This is a genomic window from Pelagibius sp. (genome assembly GCF_028281305.1).
Taxonomy (GTDB): domain Bacteria; phylum Pseudomonadota; class Alphaproteobacteria; order Kiloniellales; family Kiloniellaceae; genus Pelagibius.
This window is the reverse complement of record NZ_JANQKD010000044.1, coordinates 89,317-108,911: the sequence shown is the minus strand read 5'-3', so window position 1 is coordinate 108,911 and position 19,595 is coordinate 89,317. Positions and strand designations below refer to the sequence as shown.

The window sequence follows — 19,595 nt, the reverse complement described above, 5'->3', positions numbered from 1 at the left end:
CGGCCACAAGCTGTGACATAAGGGGAGCGGATGGCCCGTTCCGCCGGCCAGAATGTTACAGCTTGCTGGGCGGGTCTGATCTGTCGGGGACCGTTCAGAATCGGGGGATTCTAAAGGTGATGAGACGCTTGGCGCTTGTGGCGGCGCTATTCTGCTTGGCCGCTTTCAGCTTCAACCAGCGCGCAAGCGCGCAGGTGACCCTTAACGAAACGCCGGCTGTCTTCAGCGCTGCCGTCGGCTGGTTCGACCTCGTCCAGGATGACGATCAGGCTGTGGATTTCCGTCTCGAGTACCGGCATGGGGAGGATTTCCTCTTCCTGAAGCCCTGGGGCGGTGTGGAAGTCACCACCGACGGATCGGTCTGGGGCGGCATCGGCGTCCTGGTGGATGTCGTCTTCTTCGAGGACATCGTCGTCACCGCCAGCATCGCGCCGGGTCTCTATGAGGAGGGTGACGGCAAGGACCTCGGCAGCACCTTCGAAATCCGCAGCCAGATCGAGCTGGGCTACCAGTTCGAAAACCTGTCGCGGGTTTCTCTCGGCTTCAGCCACATCTCCAACGCCAGTGTCGACGACGACAATCCAGGCGCAGAGGTCCTCAGTCTCTACTACCACCTGCCGCTGGACGCGGTGTTCTAGGGCAGGCCGCCAACAACCGAAACGACACCCCGGTCAAGCGGCGCCCGCTTCTTCCTTGGGCGGGAAGGTCGGCGGCAGGGACTTCAGGCGCTTGGCCTCGTCCATGATCGGCACGAGATCGCTGGTGACCAGATCGTAGAGCTGCTGGGCCGACTCGATCACGTAGTAGACGCGCTGAAAGATGTCGATGCGGTAGGGCGTGCGGAACACGGTCAACGCATCGAAAGGCCGGCGTTCCGGCTCCGGACTTTCCACCGCATAGGGCGTCTCGCCGGCCGAGGAGGCGATACCCGCGCCATAGATGCGCACCCCCTCCTCCGTGCGGATCAGGCCGAACTCCACCGTGAACCAGAACAGCCGCTGCATCATCCATATGTAGGACTTGTCGAGTTCCAGCGCCTTCTCGCCATACTTCTGCAGGAAGTTGGCGTAGGTCGGCAGGGTCAGCATCGGGCAGTGGCCGAAGATCTCGTGGAAGACGTCCGGTTCCTGCAGGTAGTCGAACTCCTCGCGCCGCCGGATGAAGGTCGCCGCCGGAAACTTGCGCTCGGCCAGCAGGGTGAAGAAGCGTTTGGGCGAGATCAGCGCCGGCACCGCCTCGACGCCGAAGCCGCCGATCTCCTGCAGGCGCGCGTTGACATCCTTGAGCTGCGGCACCCGGTCGCGCGGCAGGTCCAGCGCCTTCAGGCCCTCCAGGTAGGCATTGCAGACGCGGCCCGGCAGCAGCGCTTCCTGGCGGGCATAGAGGTCGCGCCAGACGGCGTTTTCTTCCTCGCTGTAGGCAATGATCCCGTTTTCGTCCGGGATCTTGGATTCATAGCTGGTCGACTTCGCCATGGTCCTTCCTCCTTCCCGTCTCCGGGAAGTCTCGATCAAACGATGCGGGCACCGACCTGACGCTTGAGCTTGCCTAACGCATCAGCTTGGCAGCAGCGTCCTTACCCAAAAGTTAACCCCACGGCTCTCGCGTCCCTCACGCCTCCGCCTTCAACACACCGCGGCGGATCTGGTCTTCTTCGATGGAATCGAACAGCGCCTGGAAATTGCCCTCGCCGAAGCCTTCATCGCCCTTGCGCTGGATCAGCTCGAAAAAGACCGGTCCGATGACGTTGCGGGTGAAGATCTGGAGCAGGCGCCCGCCGTCTTCCGTCGGCGCGCCGTCGATCAGGATCTTGTTGGCCGCGAGGCGCCCCAGATCCTCGCCATGGCCCGGCAGGCGCGCATCCACCTTCTCGTAGTAGGTGTCGGGCACACCGGACTGAAACTCGACACCCTTGGCCGTCAGGCGCTCTACCGAATCGTAGATGTCGTCGGTGCCGAGCGCGATGTGCTGGATGCCCTCGCCCTTGTACTCTTCCAGGTACTCGGCAATCTGCGACTTGTCGTCGGCGCTCTCGTTGATGGGAATGCGGATCTTGCCGCAGGGGCTGGTCATGGCCTTGGATTTAAGCCCTGTCAGCTTGCCCTCGATGTCGAAGTAGCGGATCTCGCGGAAGTTAAAGAGGCGTTCGTAGAACTCCGCCCACTCCTTCATGCGGCCGCGGTAGACGTTGTGGGTCAGGTGGTCGATGTAGGTCAGGCCCGCGCCCGGCGGGTGCTGATCGACGCCCGGCAAGGGCTTGAAATCAACGTCGTAGATGGAGCCGTTGTCGCCGTAGCGGTCGACGAGGTAGATCAGCGAGTCGCCGATGCCCTTGATGGCGGGGATGTTCAATTCCATCGGCCCGGCGCTCGACTCGACCACCCAGGCGCCCAACTCCTCCGCGCGCTTACAGGCCGCCGCCGCATCCTTGACCCTGAAGGCGATCGCGCAGACGGAGGGGCCGTGCAGCAGGGTGAAGGCCTGGGGGAACCCCTCGCCCTCCGCATTCAGGATGAAGTTCACATCGCCCTGGCGATAGAGCGTCACCTCCTTGGAGCGATGCTTGGCGATGGCGGTAAAGCCCATGGTCTCGAACAGCCGGCCCAGGGCCGCCGGGTCCGGCGAGGTGAACTCGATGAACTCGAAGCCATCGGTCTGCATCGGATTTTCCCAATGGTCCGCCATGGCGGGTCCTTTCGTCTCTCTCTGTGCTCCCCAGTCGCAGCGCAAGCGGCGATCAATCATGATCCGGCGCGCGACAACTCTTTGCCGGCACCACTAGACCGGCAGGATGTAACCATCAATATACCCTCAATATAGGCGCGGCAGAGGACGCATTGAATGGGCCGCGCGTTCAGCGCGGTGCGTCGCGCCCATGCTGCACAGCAGCATTGCGAAGCGCCGGAGACTCAGGTCTTGGCAATTCTTTCGCCTACCGCGGAGGGCGCATTGCGATATGATCAAAGCCGTTTCCAGATTCGGTTTTTCCTTGCTTTCTTTGGCCGCGGCCGCCGCGTGAAATTGTCATTTAGGTCAGTATCTATTACCTTTTTATGGAGCCCTTCGGGGTCAAGGCGCCGTAACAGCAAGCAGGAACTGTGGCATGGCTTTGCAGGCGGTATCCCTCGACGACAAGTATGCTCTTGAGCGCGGGCAGGTTTTCCTAACCGGCACGCAGGCGCTTGTGCGTCTGCCGATGATGCAGCGACAGCGCGACCTCGCCGCCGGCCTGAACACGGCGGGCTTCGTCACCGGTTACCGCGGCTCGCCCCTGGGCGGTGTCGATCAGCAGATGGGCCGCGCGGCGCCGTTCCTGAAACGTCATCACATCCATTTCCAGGCCGGCGTCAACGAGGACCTGGCCGCCACGGCGGTCTGGGGCAGCCAGCAGGGCGAGCTCTTCGGCGACAGCAACTACGACGGCGTCTTCGCCATGTGGTACGCCAAGGGCCCGGGCGTCGACCGCTCCGGCGACGTGCTGCGCCACGGCAACATGGCCGGCGCCGGGCGCCACGGCGGTGTGCTGCTGCTGGCGGGGGACGACCACACGGCGAAGTCCTCCACCACCGCGCACCAGTGCGAATACACCTTCATGGATCTCATGATCCCCGTGCTCAATCCGGCCGGCGTGCAGGAATTTCTCGACCTCGGTCTCTACGGCTGGGCGATGAGCCGCTTCTCCGGCTGCTGGGTGGGGTTCAAGACCATCGGCGAAACGGTGGACTCCTCGGCCAGCGTGTCGATCGATCCGGCGCGCAACCCGATCATTCTGCCGGAGGATTTCGAGATGCCGGCCGGCGGCCTGCAGGTGCGCTGGCCCGACACGCCGCTGCAGCAGGAAGAACGCCTGCACCGCGACAAGATCTATGCCGCCCTCGCCTTCGCGCGCGCCAACAGGCTGGACAGGACGGTGCTGGGGGCCGAGAAGCCGCGTTTCGGCATCGTCACCGCCGGCAAGGCCTACCTCGACGTGCGCCAGGCGCTCGACGACCTGGGCATCGACGAGGCCCGTGCCGCCGAGATCGGCCTGGCCGTCTACAAGGTCGGCATGTCCTGGCCGCTGGAGCGCGAAGGCATCCGCCGCTTTGCCGAGGGTCTGGAAGAGATCCTGGTGGTGGAGGAGAAGCGCGCCATCATCGAGAACCAGGTGAAGGAGCAGCTCTACAACTGGCGCGCCGACGTGCGCCCGCGGGTCGTCGGCAAGTTCGACGAGAACGGCGACTGGATTCTGCCGTCCATAGGCGAGTTGACCCCGGCGCGCATCGCCCGGGCCATCGCCAAGCGCATCGCCCGTTTCCATTCCAGCGAGGACATCGACCAACGCCTGCGCTTCCTGGCCGCGAAGGAGGAGTCCCTGCAGGCCGAGCAGACGCCCATGACCCGGGTGCCCTACTTCTGCTCCGGCTGTCCGCACAACACCTCGACCCAGGTGCCCGAGGGCAGCCGCGCGCTCGCCGGGATCGGCTGCCACTACATGGTCCAGTGGATGGACCGCAACACCGACACCTTCTCCCAGATGGGCGGCGAAGGCGTGGCCTGGGTCGGCCAGGCGCCCTTTTCCAAGACCAAGCATGTCTTTGTGAACCTGGGCGACGGCACCTACTTCCACTCCGGCATTCTGGCGATCCGCGCCGCCATCGGTGCCGGGGTGAACATCACCTACAAGATCCTCTACAACGACGCCGTGGCGATGACCGGCGGCCAGGCGGTCGACGGCCCGCTCGATCCCGCCATGATCACGCGCCAGGTCGCCGCCGAGGGCGTAGAGCGCATCGTCGTGGTGACCGACGAACCGGACAAGTACCCCATCGGCACCAACTGGGCGCCCGGCGTCACGGTGGAACACCGCGACCGCCTGGACGCCGTCCAGAAGGAGCTGCGCGAGATCGACGGCGTCACCATTCTGCTCTACGACCAGACCTGCGCGGCCGAGAAGCGCCGGCGCCGCAAGCGCGGCCTCTTTCCCGACCCGCCCAAGCGCGCCTTCATCAATGACTTGGTCTGCGAGGGCTGCGGCGACTGCTCGGTGAAGTCCAACTGCGTCTCGGTGGCGCCGGTGGAAACCGAGTTCGGGCGCAAGCGCGCCATCGACCAGTCCTCCTGCAACAAGGACTTCTCCTGCGTGAAGGGCTTCTGCCCCAGCTTTGTCTCCGTACACGGCGGCAAGATCCGCAAGATGAAGCCGCTGTCGCAAGGGCCGAAGAGCGACGCCGACATCTGGGCGCACCTGCCGGAGCCCCAGGTCCCGGCGCTGGACAGCCCCTTCGGCATCGTCGTCACCGGCGTCGGGGGGACCGGCGTGGTGACCATCGGCGCGCTGCTGGGCATGGCCGCCCACCTGGAGGGGCGCGGCTGCTCCGTGCTCGACATGGCGGGTCTTGCGCAAAAGGGCGGTGCGGTGGTGAGCCACATCCGCCTCGCCCCGCAGCCGGAAGACATCCACGCGGTGCGCATCTCCGCCGGCGGCGCCGGGCTGATCCTCGGCTGCGACCTGGTGGTCGCCAGCGGCTTTGAGGCGCTGTCAAAGATCAAGCAGGGCGAAACCCGCGCCGTCATCAACAGCCACCAGGTGATGACCGGCGACTTCACCCGCAATCCGGACCTCGCCTTCCCCGGCGGCGAGCTTGAGCGGCTGATTGCCGAGGCCAGCGGCCCGGGCCAGGCGGACTTCATCGACGCGACACGCATCGCCACCGCCCTCTTGGGCGATTCCATCGCCACCAACCTCTTCATGCTGGGCTACGCCTGGCAGAAAGGCCTGGTGCCCTTGAGCGCTCAGGCGATCAACCAAGCGATCGAGCTGAACGCGGTGGCGGTGGAGGCCAACAAGCGGGCCTTCCGCTGGGGCCGGCGCGCGGCGCACGACCTGGCCGCGGTGGAGCGCATGGTGACCCCCGCTGAAGAACCGCAGAGCCATCATCTCTCCCAGAGCCTGGAAGAGATCATCCAGCGGCGCGTCGACTTCCTGACCGGCTATCAGAACGCCGCCTATGCAAAACGCTACGTGACGCTGGTCGAGCGCCTGAAAAAGGCGGAGGGCGAGAAGGCGCCGGGCTTCTCCGGCCTCGCCGAAGCGGTGGCGCGCTATTACTTCAAGCTTCTGGCGGTGAAGGACGAATACGAGGTGGCGCGGCTCTACGCCGGCCCGGAATTCGCTCAGAAGCTGAACGAGCAGTTCGAGGGCGACTTCAAGCTCTCCTTCCATCTGGCGCCACCGCTTTTCGCCAAGCGCGACCCCGACACCGGCGAACTGCAGAAGCAGGAGTTCGGCGCCTGGATGCTTCCAGTCCTGCGCATGATGGCGAAGCTGAAGGGCCTCCGCGGCACGGTTCTCGACATCTTCGGATACACCGCCGAGCGCAGGATGGAGCGCGGCCTGATCCGCGACTATGAAACGCTGATGGAGGAGATCGCCGGCAAACTGACGCCGGATAACCACGCCCTGGCTGTGGAACTGGCTTCGATTCCGGAAAAGATCCGCGGCTACGGCCACGTGAAGGAAGCCCACGTGAAGACCGCCAAGGCCTGCGAAGCCGACCTGCTGACCGCCTTCCGCGATCCGGCCCAGCGCCAGACCGCCGCGGAGTAACAGAGGCCTCGTCTCCTTCCCTCTCCCCTTCGTGGGAGAGGGTTGCGCAGGCTTTGCGAGCGTAGCGAGCCCCTTGAAAGACTTCTGGGCCGAAGCTGGGTGAGGGGGAGCCAGACGGTCCGAACCGTTCGCCGTTCCCCTTACAAAACCAAAGCCCCCCTCACCCTCCCGCTCCGCGGGCCCCTCCCTCTCCCGCGAGGGGAGAGGGTGAGTAGTGAGGGCAGCCGCCCGCCTAATCGTCTCAGGTCAAACGCCAGTAGCTGCCGATGTCGTTGACGCGGCGCTCTTTCTTCTCCAGGAACTCTTCGTCCAGCTTGCCGTTCAGCACCTCGACCATGTCCTGGCGCACCCGCGCGTTGTTGCGGAAGTACTGATGGCCCGTCGGATCGGCAGCCCAGGCGTTGGCGCCCTTCGACTCCCAGATGATCTTCGGGGCGACGTTGATCACGGCCACCTTGTCCGAGAGATCGGCCTTGCGGCGCGGGCCACTGCGACCCAGGCGGTCCGGGTTGCCCATGGCATAGTCGCTCGCCTTCAAGGCCAGGTCCTGGTGGTTGTAGTAGACCGTCAGGCGCCGGCAGCCGCGCAGCAGCGGGGCGATCTTGTGGCGCGCCTGGACCGTGTCGTCATCCTCGTCGGCGGCGGTCAGGATGACTTCGTCGAGCAGCGGCGGGATGTTGTCGCCGACGAAGGTGCGCATGGCCTGGACCGCGCCGCGGATCGCCCAATTGCCCATGGAGTGGCAGAGCAGGTGGATGCGCCCGTCGCAGCGCTCGGCACGCGGCGTGTTGCGGATGAAATCGGTGGCCTTGAGGATCGCCCGCCCCAGGGCTGCGCCGGAAGCCTCGGCCCGCCTGCGGTCGTCGGCATAGGTGCGCCGCCCCACCCCTGCCCCCGCCGAGGGCCAGGAAAACAGCAGCAGGGTCATGTCCTTGCCGCCGCCCGCCAGCCACTGCTGGAGCTGCGCCGCGCGGCCCGCGGCCTCGCGAAAGGTGTGATCGTAGCCATGCACGAAGATCAAGGCGTCCCCCTTCTTCAGCATGTCCTCACGCACGGCATCGAAGACGGCCGCGCTGCCCAGCTTCGACCTTGCGGCGTCGTCCTTGTCCAGCCGCTCCGGCGCCAGGCTGATCTTGGCCTTGTCCATGAAGTCGGCGAGATCCTTCTTGAACAGGTCCTTGCCGGCGAAAGCGACCTTGCCGAAGCGCAACTCGTCGATGTTGTCGGGGTGGAAGGCCTCCCCGATCTCAGCATCCTCGCCCCCCTTGACCACCTTGCGGTTGGTCGCGAAATAGATTGTCACAGCCATGTCGCGGTCTTCCCTTCAGGACTTGCGTGTCCGTGCGCTCTCCAACGCAGCGCGAGCCTAGCAGGCTTTACCGCAGATGGGCAGGACGCGAAGGGATAGGCCCGATCGGAACAATGGTGGCATCTGCGCGTCAACCGGGGGCGCCGGATGACCGGACTGCGCTTTGCCGCTATGCTCCCCGCAATCAACCGGGAGCGGTGCCATGTCCAAGGACCTTGTCTTCTATACAAATCCGCGTTCGCGCGGCCGCATCGTGCGCTGGATGCTGGAAGAGGTTGGGGCGCCCTACGAGACCGAGTTTGTCGCCTACGGCGAGGAGATGAAAGGGGCCGGCTACCGTGCCATCAACCCAATGGGCAAGGTACCCGCAATCCGCCATGGCGAGACGGTGGTCTCCGAGTGTGCCGCGATCTGCGCCTATATGGCCGACAGCTTTCCCGAGGCGGGCCTGGCACCGCCACCGGGAGAGCGCGGCAGCTACTACCGCTGGCTGTTCTTTGCGGCCGGTCCGGTCGAGGCGGCCGTCATGGACAAAGCCATGGGCTTGGAGCCGGACCCGGACCAGCAAGGTATGGTCGGCTATGGCACCTTTGCGCTTGTGATGGATGTGCTGCAGCAGGCGCTCGCCCAGGGGAGCTACATCGCCGGTGACCGCTTCACCGCCGCCGATGTCTTTCTGGGCTCCCAGATCAACTGGGGCCTGCAGTTCGGCACGATGGAGGCGCGGCCGGGTTTCGCCGACTACGTGGCCAGGCTGACCGCGCGCGAGGCTTTCAAACGCGCGGCCGCCCTCGACGACGCCGCGATGCCGGCAGAAGCCCAATGATGGAACCAGGGACGTGAGTCCGGCGCCGGGGCGCGGCGGGATTGCGCTGCGGCGCGCGGGACCGGACGACGCCGCGGCCGTCGCTGCTGTCTTTTCCCCCTCCTTCCGGCTTCTCACCTTTCTGCCGAAGCTTCATACCGTCGAGGAAGACCGCCGCTTCATCAAAGACGTCATCCTGAAGGACTGCGAGGTGACCGTGGCAGAGCTGGCCGGCCGGATCGTTTCCTTCCTCGCCCGCGACGGCGAGGAGGTCCGCCTGCTCTACACGCACCCCGACTCCATCGGGCGTGGCGCCGGCGGGCGGCTGCTGGAGGCGGCCAAGCAGGCAGGCGTCGAGGCTCTCGAACTCTGGTGCTTCCAGGCCAACACCGCAGGGCGTCGCTTCTATGAAGCCCGTGGTTTCAAAGCCGTCGCTTTCACCGACGGGACCGGCAACGAAGAGAAGACGCCCGACGTCCGCTACCGCTGGGAGCGCACGTGGGTCTCAAAAAAGGCGTAGGGCGTCAGCGGCACAAGACACCCCAGGTCTGGGTAGCCAAAGCGGACTCGAGGAGCCCTTGGCAGAACCGGGCACGCTTCTCTAGGCCGCGGCTGCCTGAAGCGCTGCGTCGACCGACTTTTCTGCATCGGCCCTGTAGGAGGCGGGATAGTCGATGGCCGCCGTCTCCCGGACCATCGCCAGTCTGAGTTCGAGTTCTTCCAGGCGTTGCCGGGGCTCTGCGACCTCGAGCTGCAAGAGGGTACGGTACCGTGTCGCCAGGCCCTCGAACTCCTGCACCAGGCGGCGGCATTCGGCCTGATAGAAGTCGCAGTTGCGGCCCTTGTGCACCGCCACCAGCAAGGCACTGAGCAGTGCCGCTCCACCGCTCCAGACCTTCCACTGCGCACCCAGGACACTCGTCTCGGAAGCTTCGAAGATCGCCGCCCCCGCAAGAGCCGAGAGCAGGGCCGGGGCAACAATGGTGATCCAGTTGGTCTTTGACAGCAGCGCCAGACGCCTTCTGAAGGCATGGGCTTCGACCAGGCACTCCTTCACGCGCTCTTGCGCGATCGGCTCGATGCTCCGAACAGCGGCCTCCACCATGAGCTGTCTCCCCTCATGTGTTACTGCGATCGCCCCCGCGGACGACCGAGCGTCTCCAAGAGGGAGACGCGCAGCAAAGCTAAACGAAAGACTGTTACAGATCTGGTGTCTTCGGCAGGGTGACGCCGATCATGCAGTCGCGGGTGACGAGGTCAGCCAGGGCGGCCTCGTCCAGCCCCTCGCTGCCCGCCGGGCGCGCCGGCAAGACCATGTAGCGCAGGTCGGCTGTGGAGTCGTGTACGCGGACCTCCACGGCGTCGGGGATGGTCGTGCCGAATTCCGTCAGCACAACGCGCGGCTCGCGGACCGTGCGGCTGCGGTAGCTGCGTGCCTTGTACCAGTCCGGCGGCAGGCCGATGAGGTTGCGCGGATAGCAGGAGCAGAGCGTGCAAACGATGACGTTGTGCACAGCCTCGGTGTTCTCGACCGCACGGATGGGAATGGTGCCGGCGTCGATTCCCATCTCTTCCGCGGCCTTGTTCACGTCCGCCAGCATGCGCGCCTTGAAGTCGTCATCCATCCAGGCACGGGCGACCATGCGCGCACCGGCGGCCGGGCTCTTGGAATCGATCTGCTCCAACACGGCGCGCAGTTCTTCGCCCGAGATCACGCCCTTCTCGATGAGGAGCTGGCCCACCGCCTCGGTCATGGCCTGGTAGTGGGTGAGCGGTGTTTCTTCCAGGTCCGGCTGGTGCGGATGGGGATGCGAGTGATCCTGTGCCATGACTTCAAGCCTCCGCCGAACTCAGCCAGTTCTCGTAGATATCCACCACGGTGGTGTCGCCCGAAGAGCCCTCATAGCCATCCCAGAGCTCAGCGGTCCGGAACAGAATGCGGTAGAGCGGCAGCGCCGGATCGCCGCTGCGCCCGTAGGCCAGCGCCTCCGGATTGCGGTAGGGCCCCAGGATTTCGGTCACCACGCCGGTTTTGCCGCGCACGAAGAAAGGCGTACGCACATGGCCGGGCGGATAGGCCGCGCGCACCGCAACCCGGGCACCGATCTCGAAGCGGGCGGTCATGACAGATCGCCAGCGGTTTTCGGTTCCGCCTCGGCCACGCCGCCGGCGGGCCAGGCATCGGTGATCTCGGCCATCCGGCGGCCTAGCTCTTCGATCTCGATGACACCCTTCTCGATGAGGATATTGGTGACCGACGCGATCCAGCGTTCGTAGTAGCTGAGCTCGTCGTAGACGCCGGGGCCCAACTCTTCGATGCCGCGGCGCAGTTCGTCCACCGTCATGATCTGGCGCTTCTGGTCGCTGACCAGCCTCAGGATGGCATCGACCTTCTTTTCCCAGGGCGCGTAGTCGTGCTCGGCCCCGGGCCCGAAGGGGTCGACCGGTCCGGCATCCAAGCCACCCATGTCGTGATGTCTGCGTAGCATCCCTCTCTCCCGATTTTCCGAGGCTTTCGGATCTTGGCGAGAAGTATCGGGCAGGCACATTGCCAGGGTCAATGACGGAAGCCCCGTCGGAGGCCCCCGGCTGCGCGAAGCACCAAAACGTGAAGACGCGCTGGGCCATGCCGTTGATCTTGCCAGCGACCCAACGCATATCTCAATCAGAGACGCTACAGAGGCAGCCCAGGACGTTCAGACCATGGCCGTGAAGCGCAACCCCGTTGCCGGCAGCAAAGCTCATTCGGCGTCGCAAGACCGCCCATCGCTCAAAGACCGCCGACGTCTGCTTCGGAACTGGCTTTTCGCTCCGCTGGCCTTCTCCCTGGTTGCCATCGCGGGCTGCGCCAACAGAAAGGACCTGCCGCCGGAGCGGCGGACCAGAGGCAGGTTCGGTCAGGGAAGACCTTGAACCACCCTAACCCACCATGCCGAGGGCCTGTTTATAGAGATCGAGGATGGCTTCCTGTTCCTGGCGGTCGCCGGAGTCCATCTTGCGCAGGCGGACCACCTGGCGCATCACCTTGGTGTCGAAGCCATCGCCCTTCGCCTCGGCATAGACCTCGCGGATATCCGCGGTCAATGCCGCCTTTTCTTCTTCCAGGCGCTCAATCCGCTCAACGAAAGACCGCAGCCGATCCGCCCCGATGCCGCCGACATCAGCCATAGACGTACAAACTCCTCTAGATGCGCCCGAGCCAGACTGCTGATTCAGGCCTGCTGAAGGGCGCCGAGACTAGACCGGGGCCGGAAGACTGACAACGCGGGAAAGCTGTGGATAACGGGGGAAAGCCCGCAGATCACCGCAACGCGGCGAGGCCGCTCGGCGGTACTCCTGACCGGTCAGCCGTGCTTGTGGCTGGCCTCGAAGGCGGCCTTCTGCTCCGGCGTCGCCTCGGTCTGGTACTTGGCCTTCCAATCGGCGTAGGGCATGCCGTAGATCAGCTCCCGCGCCGAGTCGTAGTCCATCTCGATGCCCTTGTCCTCGGCCGCGGCCCGGTACCACTTGGACAGGCAGTTGCGGCAGAACCCGGCCAGGTTCATCAGGTCGATGTTCTGCACGTCCGTGCGCTCGCGCAGGTGGGAAACCAGTGTGCGGAAGGCCGCAGCCTCCAGTTCGGTACGGGTCTTGTCGTCCATTCTTGCTCTCTCCCTGGCTCTCTTCTTTGGCTCTCCCGGGCCAAAGGTATCGGATGCTTTAGTGGAATCTGGGGACTGCAGCGCCGAAGTCCAGCCCTTCAGGCCGGGGCCCGTCAGGTTGGGGCGCCGGGCACGGTCTCCGCGATCAGGAAATCCACCACCTGGGCCAGAGCCTCGCGTTTGTCGGCCCCGGCGGCAATCGCCGCGTCATAGGTTGCGATCTGGCGGTGGGCCGAGGTGCCGCGGTTCAGGATATCCCGGGCGTGTGCCACCTCCTCCAGGCAGTTCAGGGCCCCGGCATGTTCGGAGACCAGCCCGATGATCTCCTCAAGAAGGGTCCCATAGGAAACCACCTCGCCCTTGCCGAAATCGACCAGGCCCTCGTCGAAGCCGTAACGCTGCGCCCGCCAGCGGTTCTCCTGGATCAGCATGTTGCTGTACTTGCGCCAGCGCTGATTGTCGCGCTTCAAGGCATAGAGCATGCGCATCAGGCTGACGTAGAGCGCAGCCACAGTGATCCCATCCTCAATCCGGGTGCAGACATCGGCAACCCGCATTTCCAGCGTCGGGAAGCGTGCAGAGGGCCGCACGTCCCACCAGATCTTGGTGGCATCCTCGATCAGCCCGGCGCTGACCATGGCATCGACATGGCGCTGATACTCGCCGAAGCTGTCGAAGGACTCCGGCAGGCCGGTGCGCGGCAGTTCCTCGAATACGGACAGGCGGTAACACTTCAGGCCCGTCGTCTCGCCCCGCCAGAAGGGCGAAGAGGTAGACAGCGCCAGCAGGTGTGGCAGGAAATAGCTGATCTGCTGCATCAGATCGATGCGCAGTTCGTCGTCGTCCAGCCCGACATGAACGTGCATGCCGCAGATCAGAAGACGGCGGACCACCGCCTGCATGTCGCGCGCCAGTTCGTCGTAGCGCTCCTTACGGGTGTGCTTCTGGGCGTCCCACTGGGCAAAAGGATGTGTGGAGGCGGCGATGGGGGCGAGGTTGTAGTCCGCCGCCACGCGGGCGATGCAGCGGCGCAGTTCCGCCAGCTCTTCGGCTGCCTCGCGCACAGTCTCGCGCTTGGAGGTGCCGACCTCAATCTGCGACTGCAGGAACTCCGGGCTGACCCGTTCGGCCAGTTCCGCCTCGCAGCGGGTCATCAGGGCGTCCGGCGGGTCGACGACCAGGTCCCGCGTCTCGCGGTCGACCAGCAGGTACTCCTCCTCGATGCCGACGGTGAAGGAAGGCTCACGTCGCATCAGCCGTAGTGCTCCACCTTGTAGAGCTCCGGGTCGCGCAACACCTCTTCCAGCACGGGCCCCAGGCGCTCGGCCCACTCGGCGGCACCGTGATGGGTGTCGATCAGATCCTGGCGGACCTCGATGAGAGCATTGGCCAGGCCTCGGCGGTCGCCGTGGACGTGCTGGCTGTAACCGTGCTCGTCGGCGCCGGAGTACGGCAGGTTGTCGCCGACGGTCAGACCCTCGGCCCGCAGCCGGTCCATCAGCGGCTTGGGCAGGCGCGGATCCTTGTTCCACAGAATGCCGATCTCCCAAGGCCGCTCCTGCCCCCTCATCACGGGCGTAAAACTGTGCATGGAGATCAGCGCCGGCGCAGTCCCCGTCGCCATCATCCGGTCCAGCTGGCGTTCGATCGCCTCATGATAGGGATAGAAGAAGGCTTCCAGACGGGCGGCAACAGCCTGCTCATCGAGATCGCGGTTGCCGGGCACGATGACACCGTCGCTGATCTCGGGGATCGAGGTGGGGTTGTTCACCTGCCGGTTGGGATCGACGATCAGCCGGGAAAAGTGGCTGAGGACCGCCGGCGCCTCCAGGCGCTCGGCGAGACGGCGGGTCACCTCGGCGATGCCGATGTCCCAGGCGATATGGCGGGAAAGGCAGGCCTCGTCGAGCCCGAGGGCGTTCAGCGAACGCGGAATGAAGCGGGTGGCGTGATCGCAGATCAGCAGCACCGGCGCGCTGCCGGAGAGATTGAAAAGCTCAAAAGGGCGCGGCTCATCCTCGGCCAGAAGCTGACCCCCGGCCTTCTCCTGGTCTTTGCGGTCGGCGACGATTTCGGGACTGTCCATGGCAGCGATCGACATAAGACGCCGACTATAGCCGCCGCCACGCGGCCAGGCAAAGCCTCCCGGCGCGCAGCAGCGGCCAAGGCGCGGGTGGCCGAAAAGCGGCGCCCGGGGCCGCCCCTTTTGCCGGCCACCATCTCGATCCCCCAACCAGAACTGCAGAGAGCCTAGCCTCCCTGGGAGGCCAGTCCGGCCGGGTTCTCGGCCAGGTTCTCGGGCGGATTTTGGACCGGCAGGCGTTCGGCAACGGCCTGCTCCAGGCCGGAGAACTGCTCCGCCGAGAAAGAGGCGTCCGAGAGCGCCTTGCGGACGGCGGCCGCCCGCTCCGGTTTCAGGGTCGAGAACAGGACGACGCCCTCGCTGTTCTCCCGGAGGGCATGGGCGAGCAGGAGGGTCGCCACGGCCGCCGGATCGCGGCCGTCCGCACCGGTCGTCTCGGCGAAGCGGGCCGCATAGGCCGCATCGGCTCTGGCCCGCGCGGCGATCTCCGGCAGCAGGGTCTTGAGCACCGAGTGGGTCACGACGAAACCGCCGGAGGCGCGGCGGTAGAGAGGCAGGTTGCGCTCCCGCGCATCGCTGGGGCCCTGCACAATCTCGATGGTCGGGGGCTTTCGGTCGAGGATCTCGGCCGTCGCCGCGACCGTGGCCGCAATCCCGCAATGACGCACCTTGCCCTCCTGCACCACGCGGGCGAGGAAGTCCTGGATTTCCGGGCGCAGGGCGTCGGCTGGGGTACATTCGTGCAGCAGCAGGATGTCCAGGTGATCGGTGCGCAGCGCCTTCAGGCTGGCCTCCAGGCTGCGGCGCAATTGACCGAGCCCAAAGGCACCGAAGAGCGCGCCCGCCGGTTCCGGCGCTGCAACCAGGGCCCTGGCAAGACCGCCCCCTTTTCTAGCGAGGCGCCGCACGCGGTGAGCAATCCGCAGTCCGCGACGCATGCGCCAGGGCAGGATGCCCACCTTGCTGGCCAGCACAACCTGATCGCGGCGACCGGCGAGCGCCGCACCGATCACCGACTCCGCGCTGCCGTCGCCGTAAAGCCGCGCCGTGTCGATGTAGCGGAACCCATGATCGAGGGCGCTGTCGATCAGGCGCCGCGAGGCCTCGGCGCGGTCGCGCCCATAGACGTCGCCGGTGCCGAAGCCCAGCCGGGGCCCGCCGTCCGCAAAGGCCTTGCCCAACAAGGCGCTCAAGGTCTCCGCCATCACCCGACCGGGGCGCCGACAGGCTGGCCGATTGTCTGCCGGCCGTCGCTAAAATCGGCCGTTGCCGAGGCCTTCAGGCCGCGCAGGGCGTGATCGCAGGCCCGCGCCGTCAGGGCCATGATGGTCAGCGTCGGGTTCTGCGCACCCTGCGACGGAAAGCAGGCGCCGTCGGTGACATAGAGGCCCTTTGCGTCCCAGCATTGATTGAATGGATCGAGCACGGAGGTCTCCGGCGTGCTGCCCATGCGGGCCGTACCGCATTCGTGGATTGCCATGCCGGGCGGGGTCGGTCGGGTGTTCAGGTCCGACAAGGTCACGCCGAGGACATCTGCAATGGCCTGCAAGGCCGCCGACTGCCGCCGGGCCTGATCGATCTCTTCCACGCTGTGACGGCAGTGGATCGAAAGTGCCGGCACACCCCAGCGGTCCCTCATCCGGCCGTCGAGCATGACCCGGTTGTCCGGGCGCGGCGTCATCTCGGCAAAGGCGACCGCCTGAAAGAACGAAGCATCGGCGCCCTTGGACATCCGGTAGAGCTGGACGCCGAAGCCGCGCCCCGTCCCTGGCGCCTGACCATCCGCTCCGTCCTGAAGGTCGAAACGCGGGACGTAAACACTGCGCCCGTCCACAAGGGTCGCGCGGCCCCCTGGCAGCGCGGGCCCAAAGCCACGCCCGCTCATGACCACGTGGTCCATAAGGTTGCGGCCGAGAGCGCCCGATGCACCCCCAAGACCTTCCGGATGCCGTGGAGAACGCGACAGCATCAGGAGGCGCGTCGATTCCAGCGTCGACGCGCAGAGGAACACCAGCGGCGCCTCGACGCGGAGCGCTGCGCCGCTGGCATCGTCGACGAAGCTGACGCCGCAGACCGCGCCCTTGCCGTCCACATGGATCTGTCGCACGACGGCTCCCTGGCGGCAGGCCAGCCGGCCGGTATGCGCCGCCTGCGCCAGAGACGCCAGCGGCGGGGCAAAGCGGCCGGCGATGGGATGCAGATGCGGCCAGTGGCGGTTAATCGCCGCCATCAGATCGGCCTCAGCCGGCGTCGGCTCGATCGCCTGGGCGATCTCGCTGTCCGGCACCCAGGGATGGCCTTCCCGGCGGCCATGCAGCCCCAGCCGGCGTTCGACCAGCGCATACCAGGGCGCCAGGTCTTCGGCCGTCACCGGCCAGGGCGGGCTCAAGCCGTCTCGCGGGTGGAGGTCGGCGGCACTCAGCCTGAAGTACTGACGCCCGTGGCCCGGCACGATCATGCGCCCGCCGAGCTGGCGGGACCGAAACCAGCAGAACGAGCCATCAGGATCGGACAGATAGGGGTTGTCGCGATCGTCGACCAGACAGTCCGGCTGCAGTTCCCAGGCAAAGCAGCGCGACTGTACGGGCTGACGCAGCCGGCCAGCCAGGCGCAAGGCCTTGCGGCCCAGGTTGGAGATGCTCAGCGGCAGGCGCTCGAACATCTCCGGCGTTGCGATGCGGGTCACGACCGCAGACAGCGCCCGTGAGTAGGGTGCCTGGAGGAAACCCTTTCGGACGCCGGCATCGAGTGTCAGGACCCGAAGGCCGGCCTCGCAGAGCAGCAGCGAGGCCAGACCGCCGGCCGCTCCGCCACCGACGACAATGGCATCCGCGGAGAGCGACGAGATCCGCTCCGGCGTGGTCTCGAGCAGGACCGATTGCAGGTCGTCGAACGTTTCGGCCATCTGCGCCTTGCTGCCCCTGAAATGCCAGAGCGCATGTAACAGTCGCGGCGCCGTACAAATCCAGTGTCATGACCGTGACGCCACGTGGGCCTGCGGCGGCCCGGCCCAGCCCGGCCGCCAGCATTGCCAAAGGGGGGAGCGGAGCCGATACTCGGCCCCCATGAACGGGGCACCCGGGCCGGTGAAGCCCAACACCTTTTTCTGCATCGACGGACACACCTGCGGCAACCCGGTGCGGCTGGTCGCCGGCGGCGGCCCGGCGCTGGAGGGCGCCAGCATGAGCGCCCGGCGGCAGGACTTCCTCGCCCGCTACGACTGGATCCGCACCGGCCTGATGTTCGAGCCGCGCGGCCACGACATGATGTCCGGCGCCATCCTCTACCCGGCCACCCGGGAGGACTGCGACGTCGGCGTGCTGTACATCGAGACCAGCGGCTGCCTGCCGATGTGCGGGCACGGCACCATCGGCACAGTGACCTTCGCCGTCGAACGCGGACTGGTGCAGCCGCGCGAGCCGGGACGTCTGATGCTCGACACCCCTGCGGGCCCTGTGGAGGCGCGCTACGACCTCCAGGCCGGCTATGTGGACTCCGTTCGCCTGACAAACGTCGGTGCCTACCTGGCCGCCGAGGCCGTGACCGTGGACTGCCCCGGCCTCGGCCCGCTCAGCGTCGACATCGCCTACGGCGGCAACTTTTACGCCATCGTGGAACCGCAGCCCGGCTACGAGGATCTCGCGCAGCTCGGCGCCGGCGACATCCTGCGGCTCTCCCCGCTGCTGCGCCGGGCGCTCAACGACGCGGTGGAGATCGTCCACCCAGAGGACCCGACAATCCGCGGCGTCAGCCACATACTCTGGACCGGCGCCCCAACCCAGCCGGGGGCCGATGCCCGCAACGCGGTCTTCTACGGCGACAAGGCCATCGACCGCAGCCCCTGCGGCACCGGCACCTCGGCCCGCATGGCCCAACTGCACGCCAAAGACCGCCTGAAGACCGGCCAGCGCTTCGTGCACGAGAGCATCATCGGCAGCCTCTTCACCGGGCGCATCGAGGGGGAAACCAAGGTCGGCAACCACGCCGCCATCGTCCCCTCCATCGAAGGCTGGGCACGCATGACCGGCCTCAACACCATCACCATCGACGACCGCGACCCCTACGCCCACGGCTTCCAGGTGGTCTAAAGCACCGCCGGTCGATCCTCCGGCGAGCGCGCGCCCAACCTGGGCACCTCGATGGAGCGGCTGTTGCACCAGGTATTGGCGCGCAGTGTCGCCGTCTCCCGCCTGGAACGGCAGCACGCCAATCCCGGTGCCGATCCCTTCGCGCGTGAGAATCCCCACAGGGCCGCCCGCAGCCGACCGATATAATCATATCGTCTAGATTTGATGGACGGAGTGTTCCGCAGCGCTTCGTCGCAGGGCTTGGGAGAGCCTTTCGGCTGCCGGGATGACGCGGCAAAGGGGTTCAAAAAGGGGTGGGGAATGCAGGAATTTGATCTTGCTTTGAATGCGGGGCTGCTGGTCCATGCGGCGGCGCTGCTTCAGGTGCTCGGTTTTCTGAACCGCGGGCAGCTCACGCTGCGGTGCCTCGTTCTGGCAGGGAACCTGCTCTACATTCCCTACTACTACTTTCATCCGGACGATCCTTTGCTGGGTGCGATCTTCTGGTCCTCGGTGCTCGCGCTGGCCGGCCTGATCGGCATCCTGCGCCTGCTTCACGACCGCCATCAGCGCCCCGGCGACCGGACCAGCGAGTCGTTTCTCAACATCCGCAAGGTGCTGACTCCCGGCGAATTCCGGCGCCTCATGCAGATGGCGGAGTGGCACACGGCCGAGCAAACCGTCGAACTCACCCGCGAAGGCGAAGCTGTCCCCAGCCTCTACTTCGTGACCAGCGGCCAGGTTGAAATCGAAAAGGATGGCGCCAGCTTCGCCTCCGGCCCCGGCGTTTTCATCGGCGAGATTTCCTTCCTGCTCGGCGGCGCGGCGACGGCCTCCGTGCGGGCGGCGGCGGGAACCGAATACATCGCCTGGCCACGCGAGGCCCTGCGCAAGGCGATCTTGCGCACACCGGCGCTCGGCACCTCCATGGAACGGCTGTTCAATCAGGAGCTGGCCCGTAAGGTCGCCGTCTCCTGGAGCCGCTAGGAGGAAGCCGCAGAACCGGCATTGGACAATCAGACTGCGGCGGCAAATGCCCCTCTTGCCTGACCGTTTCCGCCGCAAAGGCGCTGCAGCGGGACTCCCCTGCACCCGTCTGTT

19 protein-coding genes are annotated in these 19,595 nt (G+C 66.1%); 6 read left to right on the top strand and 13 right to left on the bottom strand.

Going from position 1 to position 19,595, the window contains the following annotated elements; translation table 11 throughout:
• The first annotated feature begins 194 nt into the window (after positions 1-194).
• Positions 195-638 (top strand): acyloxyacyl hydrolase, encoded by a 444-nt coding sequence (locus Q0982_RS10795; RefSeq protein WP_299395241.1) that lies wholly within the window; start codon positions 195-197, stop codon positions 636-638.
• Positions 639-671: 33 nt separating this feature from the next.
• Here Q0982_RS10795 and phhA read toward each other — a convergent pair whose 3' ends face one another.
• Both phhA and hppD read right to left on the bottom strand, forming a co-directional pair.
• Positions 672-1,475, bottom strand: coding sequence for a phenylalanine 4-monooxygenase (gene phhA / locus Q0982_RS10790; RefSeq protein WP_299395239.1), 804 nt, complete (start codon positions 1,473-1,475; stop codon positions 672-674).
• A 136-nt stretch (positions 1,476-1,611) separates the two neighbouring features.
• The gene (hppD, locus tag Q0982_RS10785) at positions 1,612-2,685 is read right to left on the bottom strand and encodes a 4-hydroxyphenylpyruvate dioxygenase (RefSeq protein WP_299395236.1); all 1,074 of its coding nucleotides are present in this window, start codon (positions 2,683-2,685) and stop codon (positions 1,612-1,614) included.
• Positions 2,686-3,103: 418 nt separating this feature from the next.
• Between hppD and Q0982_RS10780 the strand changes: the two genes are divergently transcribed.
• Positions 3,104-6,589, top strand: a complete 3,486-nt coding sequence (locus Q0982_RS10780; protein WP_299395234.1) for an indolepyruvate ferredoxin oxidoreductase family protein — start codon at positions 3,104-3,106, stop codon at positions 6,587-6,589.
• A 241-nt stretch (positions 6,590-6,830) separates the two neighbouring features.
• Here the strand turns inward: Q0982_RS10780 and Q0982_RS10775 are convergent, their stop codons facing one another.
• Entirely contained in the window at positions 6,831-7,898 is a 1,068-nt protein-coding gene (locus Q0982_RS10775) for an alpha/beta hydrolase (protein WP_299395231.1), read from the bottom strand.
• 202 nt (positions 7,899-8,100) lie between these two features.
• Between Q0982_RS10775 and Q0982_RS10770 the strand changes: the two genes are divergently transcribed.
• Together Q0982_RS10770 and Q0982_RS10765 are read left to right on the top strand one after the other, a co-directional pair.
• The gene (locus Q0982_RS10770) at positions 8,101-8,724 is read left to right on the top strand and encodes a glutathione S-transferase family protein (protein ID WP_299395229.1); all 624 of its coding nucleotides are present in this window, start codon (positions 8,101-8,103) and stop codon (positions 8,722-8,724) included.
• 13 nt (positions 8,725-8,737) lie between these two features.
• Positions 8,738-9,223 carry a GNAT family N-acetyltransferase gene (locus tag Q0982_RS10765; protein ID WP_299395227.1) on the top strand — a complete coding sequence of 162 codons (486 nt, stop codon included), beginning with the start codon at positions 8,738-8,740 and terminating at the stop codon, positions 9,221-9,223.
• A gap of 81 nt (positions 9,224-9,304) precedes the next feature.
• Here the strand turns inward: Q0982_RS10765 and Q0982_RS10760 are convergent, their stop codons facing one another.
• From Q0982_RS10760 to Q0982_RS10715, 10 genes are all read right to left on the bottom strand, one after another.
• Positions 9,305-9,808, bottom strand: a complete 504-nt coding sequence (locus Q0982_RS10760; protein WP_299395225.1) for a hypothetical protein — start codon at positions 9,806-9,808, stop codon at positions 9,305-9,307.
• 94 nt (positions 9,809-9,902) lie between these two features.
• A complete protein-coding gene (locus Q0982_RS10755; protein WP_299395222.1) occupies positions 9,903-10,532 on the bottom strand; it encodes a nitrile hydratase subunit alpha in 630 nt (209 codons plus the stop codon).
• 4 nt (positions 10,533-10,536) lie between these two features.
• Complete coding sequence (locus Q0982_RS10750) at positions 10,537-10,827, bottom strand: SH3-like domain-containing protein (protein WP_299395221.1); 291 nt, start codon at positions 10,825-10,827, stop codon at positions 10,537-10,539.
• A complete protein-coding gene (locus tag Q0982_RS10745) occupies positions 10,824-11,192 on the bottom strand; it encodes an SH3-like domain-containing protein (protein ID WP_299395218.1) in 369 nt (122 codons plus the stop codon). Before Q0982_RS10745 ends, Q0982_RS10750 begins: the two co-directional genes overlap by 4 nt.
• Before the next feature lie 430 nt (positions 11,193-11,622).
• Complete coding sequence (locus tag Q0982_RS10740; protein WP_299395216.1) at positions 11,623-11,871, bottom strand: DUF2312 domain-containing protein; 249 nt, start codon at positions 11,869-11,871, stop codon at positions 11,623-11,625.
• A 176-nt stretch (positions 11,872-12,047) separates the two neighbouring features.
• Positions 12,048-12,344: a DUF1244 domain-containing protein gene (locus Q0982_RS10735; protein ID WP_299395213.1), complete on the bottom strand. Its 297-nt coding sequence runs from the start codon at positions 12,342-12,344 to the stop codon at positions 12,048-12,050.
• A 113-nt stretch (positions 12,345-12,457) separates the two neighbouring features.
• Positions 12,458-13,597 carry a carboxylate-amine ligase gene (locus Q0982_RS10730; protein ID WP_299395210.1) on the bottom strand — a complete coding sequence of 380 codons (1,140 nt, stop codon included), beginning with the start codon at positions 13,595-13,597 and terminating at the stop codon, positions 12,458-12,460.
• On the bottom strand, positions 13,597-14,430 hold the full coding sequence (locus Q0982_RS10725) for an N-formylglutamate amidohydrolase (RefSeq protein WP_299395208.1): 834 nt from the start codon (positions 14,428-14,430) through the stop codon (positions 13,597-13,599). The genes Q0982_RS10730 and Q0982_RS10725 overlap by 1 nt, the downstream gene beginning before the upstream one ends.
• A 164-nt stretch (positions 14,431-14,594) precedes the next feature.
• Entirely contained in the window at positions 14,595-15,620 is a 1,026-nt protein-coding gene (locus tag Q0982_RS10720) for an aldo/keto reductase (RefSeq protein WP_299395205.1), read from the bottom strand.
• Between the two features lie 11 nt (positions 15,621-15,631).
• On the bottom strand, positions 15,632-17,332 hold the full coding sequence (locus Q0982_RS10715; RefSeq protein ID WP_299395204.1) for a GMC family oxidoreductase: 1,701 nt from the start codon (positions 17,330-17,332) through the stop codon (positions 15,632-15,634).
• Between the two features lie 160 nt (positions 17,333-17,492).
• Here Q0982_RS10715 and Q0982_RS10710 point away from each other — a divergent pair, with 160 nt between their 5' ends.
• Together Q0982_RS10710 and Q0982_RS10705 are read left to right on the top strand one after the other, a co-directional pair.
• The gene (locus Q0982_RS10710; protein WP_322097002.1) at positions 17,493-18,515 is read left to right on the top strand and encodes a 4-hydroxyproline epimerase; all 1,023 of its coding nucleotides are present in this window, start codon (positions 17,493-17,495) and stop codon (positions 18,513-18,515) included.
• Between the two features lie 300 nt (positions 18,516-18,815).
• On the top strand, positions 18,816-19,481 hold the full coding sequence (locus Q0982_RS10705) for a cyclic nucleotide-binding domain-containing protein (protein WP_299395201.1): 666 nt from the start codon (positions 18,816-18,818) through the stop codon (positions 19,479-19,481).
• Positions 19,482-19,595 lie beyond the last annotated feature (114 nt).